Source organism: Archangium sp. (genome assembly GCF_036389735.1).
GTDB lineage: Bacteria > Myxococcota > Myxococcia > Myxococcales > Myxococcaceae > Archangium.
In genome coordinates, this window is record NZ_DASVWK010000638.1 from 1 (window position 1) to 5037 (window position 5037).

Annotated in this window: 5 protein-coding genes; 3 read left to right on the forward strand and 2 right to left on the reverse strand. The window is 67.3% G+C overall.

Annotation, left to right across the window (positions count from 1 at the left end; translation table 11 throughout):
- Positions 1-96 precede the first annotated feature (96 nt).
- The gene (locus VF794_RS22315) at positions 97-528 is read left to right on the forward strand and encodes a nucleotide triphosphate diphosphatase NUDT15 (RefSeq protein WP_331113602.1); all 432 of its coding nucleotides are present in this window, start codon (positions 97-99) and stop codon (positions 526-528) included.
- Positions 529-545: 17 nt separating this feature from the next.
- On the opposite strand, the gene VF794_RS22320 is transcribed toward VF794_RS22315, so the two are convergent.
- A complete protein-coding gene (locus tag VF794_RS22320) occupies positions 546-968 on the reverse strand; it encodes a hypothetical protein (protein ID WP_331113604.1) in 423 nt (140 codons plus the stop codon).
- Positions 969-1525: 557 nt separating this feature from the next.
- Between VF794_RS22320 and VF794_RS22325 the strand changes: the two genes are divergently transcribed.
- Positions 1526-2758 carry a hypothetical protein gene (locus VF794_RS22325; protein WP_331113606.1) on the forward strand — a complete coding sequence of 411 codons (1233 nt, stop codon included), beginning with the start codon at positions 1526-1528 and terminating at the stop codon, positions 2756-2758.
- Between the two features lie 15 nt (positions 2759-2773).
- Here the strand turns inward: VF794_RS22325 and VF794_RS22330 are convergent, their stop codons facing one another.
- Positions 2774-4183: a hypothetical protein gene (locus tag VF794_RS22330; protein ID WP_331113607.1), complete on the reverse strand. Its 1410-nt coding sequence runs from the start codon at positions 4181-4183 to the stop codon at positions 2774-2776.
- 285 nt (positions 4184-4468) lie between these two features.
- Between VF794_RS22330 and VF794_RS22335 the strand changes: the two genes are divergently transcribed.
- Positions 4469-5037, forward strand: a 569-nt coding sequence (locus tag VF794_RS22335) for an ATP-binding protein (protein WP_331113609.1), incomplete at its 3' end; no start/stop codon positions are given.

A 5037-nucleotide genomic window follows, 5' to 3' on the forward strand; every position in this document is an offset into this window, starting at 1 on the left:
CGCCAAGGGGAAGTACGCATCGTCATCGGGAGTCTCCAAGTGTGGGTGGGTCCGCCCACGTTATGCTCCAACTTCCTCCGTTCGGACATCAACTTCATGAGCAAGAAACCAGAGCATCCGTCAGTCGGGCTGGGTGTCATCATCCAACGCGGGGAGCTCATCCTGCTGGGCCAGCGCAAAGGCTGGCAGGAGGGCTACTCCTCCATTCCTGGTGGGCTGCTGGAGACGGGCGAGACCTTCGAGGCGGGCGCCATCCGGGAGGTCGAGGAGGAGACAGGCCTGGAATTGATAGAGCCGAGGGTCATCGCCCTCACCAACAATCTCGAGACCTTCGAGCAGACCGGCAAGCACCACATCTCGGTCATCCTGTACACGAACCAGTTCCGCGGAGAGCCCTCCGTCAGGGAGCCGGACAAGTGCGCGGGATGGAGTTGGTGCGATCCTCGACGGCTTCCCGAGCCCCACTTCGAAGCGAGCAGGCGTGCGGTGGCGTGTTTTCTTCGGGGAAGCTTCTACGAGCGTGACTGACGGAGTTCACCGCGCGCTCACTGCCCTGTCGGCGCCGCCAGGATCGGCCCAACGAGCAGCCCCTCCGCCGTCTGGGGCTCCCCGAGACTCCAGCTCTGCCCGGTTGCGCGGTAGGGGTACACCAGGAAGACCGAAGAGGCGCGTGTCTCGACCTGGATGCCCAGGCCGGACTCGCTTCCGGACTCGAGCGTGGTGACGAGTGCGATCGCCGCCACTTCCGCCGAGCCGCTGCATCGTTCGAGATGCCCAAGGGTGGCATCCAACAACTCGTCCCATGAGGCGCGTGGCAGTTGGTCCCGGGGAAACCAGGTCCTTGGATTGTCACCTGCCCGGTCGAGCGTCAGCCCGAACGGGAGCACGGAGCCCTGCTTGCGGAGCAGGTGCAGGCCCGCTTCACGCGCCACATGCAGCGCCTTGCCCAGCAACGCCTCGTCGTTCATCACGTCATCCTCCTTTTACCGAGTGGGTGTTCCCTCTCCAGCGCGATGAGTTCACCATGCGCCGCGTTCTAGCGTGTTCCCGCCGCCACGTGGGCGTTCCCATCACTCGTGTTCGAGAGCTTGTCCTCCATCTGTGCCGTCCGAGCTATAGGGGGACACCCTCCAGGGGGTCGGTCAGGTCACCATGGCAACAATCCTCTACCAAATACCACGTATGCCAACATACGAAGGCTGGAATGCACCGCCAGCGCCAGGTGAGTTTCATTTCAAGATCAAGACGCTCCTCGAATTATATCGAGGGACGGTTCAAGCAGCACTGCCACACATCCACATGCATTCCCGCCGTCATGGCATCTATCTCGTGCAATGGAACTCATGAGCGGTGGGGCCGGTACCGCATTACCCGCTCCGATCCAGGAGTTCGTCGAGCTGCTCATCGGCATGCCCGGCACGTGCGCCGTCGCACTTGGAGGCCTTCAAGGCCGAGGACGCCAGCGTGGCCTGGGGACGTGAAGTAGAATGCGCCTGGCCATCTTCCGCATCAAAGGATCTTGCTCATGCATTCATCGCGTCCCTGGCTTCATCTCTTACTGATCGCCACATTGCTCATGGCCTGCGCTGGGCAGGTCGGCGCGCCCGCTCCGGACGCGGGGAACCCCGGAGACCGAGATTCCGGCGTCATCCGCATGGACGGCGGAGGCACGGAGTCGGACGCGGGCACGGCGGACGCAGGCACGGCGGACGCGGGTGCGACGGACGCCGGAGTTCCCGACGCCGGCACCTCGCTCTCGCGCGCCCGGATCTTCTTCTCGGGACACAGCCTGCTCGACAACCCGATGCCCGACTACGTCGACAGCATCGCGAAGAGCCAGGGCAAGGACATCCATTGGAACCAGCAGAACAGCATTGGTTCACCGCTCCGGGTGCGCACCTGGGGCAACGGAAATTGGGAAGGGTACCGCCAGGGCAAGAACCGCGATGGAAACAACATGAACGTGGTTCAGGAGCTCCTGTCACCGCAAACGCTGGGACAGGGCGACAAATACGACACCCTGCTCATCACCGAACGGCACGACCTCCTGGGAACCATCGAGTGGGAGAACACGGTCGGCTACCTGCGCCACTACCATGACCGTCTGATCGCGGGTAACCCTCGGGGCGTCACCTATTTTTATCATACGTGGCTCGATATTGATAAAGCCGACCCGACGCAGTGGATCACCTACGAGAAGAACGCGCTGGTCGCGTGGGAGTGCGTGTCCTCGAAGGTGAACCTCACACTGCAGGCCGATGGGCGCACGGATCGCGTGGTGACGCTCCCAGGCGGCGCGGCACTGGTCGAGCTGGTCGAGCGCATCGTGGCGAACCAGGTCCCGGGGCTCAGCGGCACCACGTCACAGAAGTTGGACATGATCTTCAGCGACAACGTCCACCTGACGTCGCTGGGCACGTATTACCTGGCCGCCGTCCACCACGCGTCTGTGTTCAGGGACTCCCCCGTAGGCGCGGCAGGCCCGCCTGGCGCGAACGCCGCAACCATCCAGGAGCTCCAGACCCTCGCGTGGAACTTCGTGAACGCCTACTACGCGCGGCCTGACCCAGGCACGCGGACGATGGCGGACTGCCGCACGCGTATCCCACGGGACGTCTGTCCCGGCTTCTGGGCGCTCCGAGGCCAGCCCGGAAACACCGCCGGTTGCCAGAGCTACTTCGGCAATGCCAACCCCGGTCCGAATGGAAACCCATTCGTCTGGCCGGATCCGAACTGGCAGCCGCTGCCGCCTCCGTAGCCAGGAAGCTCGCCCTCAGCCCACCTTGCGCACGGGCGGCTCGTCCCCACCGCCGCCCGTCCCGTCTTCATCGGGACTCACGGGGGCGGGCTCGTCCTGGAAGGCGCTGGGCAGCAGGTTGAAGGGCAGCACCTTGGCCAGTGCCACCAGCAGCAGCATCCCTCCGGGCGCCGCGAAGATGGCGAGCGCCGGAATCGCCTTCGCCACATCGATCAACTGCGCCCGCATGCGCTGGCGCTCCTCGGTGGAGAGCTTCTGCCCTCGTGCGGCCTTGGTGAGCAGGTGGTACAGCTCGCCCGTCTCACGGACCTCCTGCATGAGGCGATAGAAGTTGCGCTCCAGCGCATCTTGCATGCCGGACACGAGATCCTCCCCCATCAGGTTCGCGGCGGAGGACACGGTGAACACGTCCACCACGGAGCGGTTCTTCGCGTAGAACTCGGCGACCTCCAGCTCCAATTGGTGCACCGTGCTCTCGGGCACCCGCAGCGCCTGGGTGAGCCGCTCGATGAAGGCGCGCTCCCCTCGCGAGCGCCGACCATCCACCAGCGAGGCCAGCAGCGTCTGCTCCAGGATGAAGCGCCGCAAATCCACGCTGCGCACGCCCTTCACCGCGGCACTCAGGGAGTGGCGGCGCTCGAAGGACTCCCGCACGGCGGCGCGTAGCTCGGCCTCCAGCGCATCCGGCAACCCGAGGTCCTCCACCTGCCGGAGGATGGCGCGGCGCGCGGAGAAGGTGGGCTGCCGGTCCACACAGGCCAGGCCCGTGAGCACCTCCACCAGGAGCGCCTTCTGCCGGGCCGCGAAGTCGATGCGGCGGCGAGCCATGTCCCGGTTCAGCCCGCCCCGGGCGAAGTAGTCGAGCGCCTGCCGGCCGAACATGTGCGCGTCGGCGTAGAGGGCCCCGTTGTGGAGGACGAGCCCGTAGGCTGGATCCCCCGACAGCGAGAGGGCGCGGCGCTCCAGCGCGTCCTCCACCTTGCCCCACAGCCGTCGCGGGGCCTCGTGCCCCTGGCGCAGCTTCTCCTCAATGGCCTGGGCCTCGTCGAGCTGGCCGGTGAGGATCGCGAAGAGCAGCAGGAGCTGCTCGCGGCGGGGGCCCGGAGGAGCACCGGCCAGCTGCGCCATGTCCAGGGCCATGCGCGCCAGGGTGCGCACCACGGCACGGAAGAGCAGCTCCTCGGGCGCACGCGCTCCGGGGCCCTCGGAGGCGCCCTCGGCGGACAGACCGCCCCCGCCCTCCGCGGGAGTCCCATAGAGCAGGCCGCTGGCACGCAGCATCCGGCGCAGGTACGCGCGGGCACGGGCGCGGCCGGAGCTGGACTCGGGCAGGTCCGAAGACACCACGGGGCCCGGTGCGCGCACATGGAGCGCCACCGACTCCTCGAGCAATGAGGAGAGCCATCCCGCCTTACCTAGATGCATCGGAAATCCACCCCAGCCGCCGCGCCGAGCGACATGCTGGGAATACCCCACCCGCCACTTCCGCGCCACCGGCCCACCTCCCAGCGGGGTGGAGCCGGGGCCGCCAGGGGTCGATGGCCAACGGGTGTCCCGAGGTGCCACCGGGGCACCCCGCGGTCGGGGGGCCGCTTATGCGGCGAGCGGGCAGTCGTCCAGCGGCAAATCCGCCGGCTGTCCACAGGATGGTGGACAGCGGCACCGGGCAGGGCGTACGGCTCGCGACCTATCAGATAGGCTGCGCCGCCCGTGGACCATCGATTCCAGGTCAACCTCCGAGGGGTCATCGACCTCCTCTCCCATCACCTCTACAGCACGCCCGGCGTGTTCGTTCGCGAGCTGCTGCAGAACGCCACCGACGCCATCCGGGCCCGGCGGCACCTGGAGCCCGGGCACTCGGGCACGGTGCGGGTGGAGCTCATCGAGAAGCAGGACGGCGGACTGCCCACCCTGCTCTTCAGCGACGATGGCGTGGGGCTGACGGAGGAGGAGCTGCACCGCTTCCTGGCCACCATCGGCGAGAGCTCCAAGCGCGAGACGCTGGAGGCGCGCCGCAACGACTTCATCGGCCAGTTCGGCATCGGCCTGCTCTCGTGCTTCATGGTGTGCGACGAGCTGCTGGTGGTGACGCGCTCGGCGCGGGGGGACGGGCGCACCATGGAGTGGCGGGGGCGGCACGACGGCACGTACGCCGTGCGGCCCTCCGAGCACCCGCTGGACAAGCCCGGCACGCAGGTGTTCCTCGTGGCCCGCCCGGACGCGGCCGAGTGGTTCGCCCCCGAGCGTGTGCGCCACCTCATGGGCCACTACGGGGGCCT

Coding starts and splice junctions, on each gene's coding strand:
- VF794_RS22315 (WP_331113602.1), top strand. CDS start 97: ATGAGCAAGAAACCAGAGCATCCGTCAGTCGGGCTGGGTGTCATCATC.
- VF794_RS22325 (WP_331113606.1), top strand. CDS start 1,526: ATGCATTCATCGCGTCCCTGGCTTCATCTCTTACTGATCGCCACATTG.
- VF794_RS22320 (WP_331113604.1), bottom strand. CDS start 968: ATGAACGACGAGGCGTTGCTGGGCAAGGCGCTGCATGTGGCGCGTGAA.
- VF794_RS22330 (WP_331113607.1), bottom strand. CDS start 4,183: ATGCATCTAGGTAAGGCGGGATGGCTCTCCTCATTGCTCGAGGAGTCG.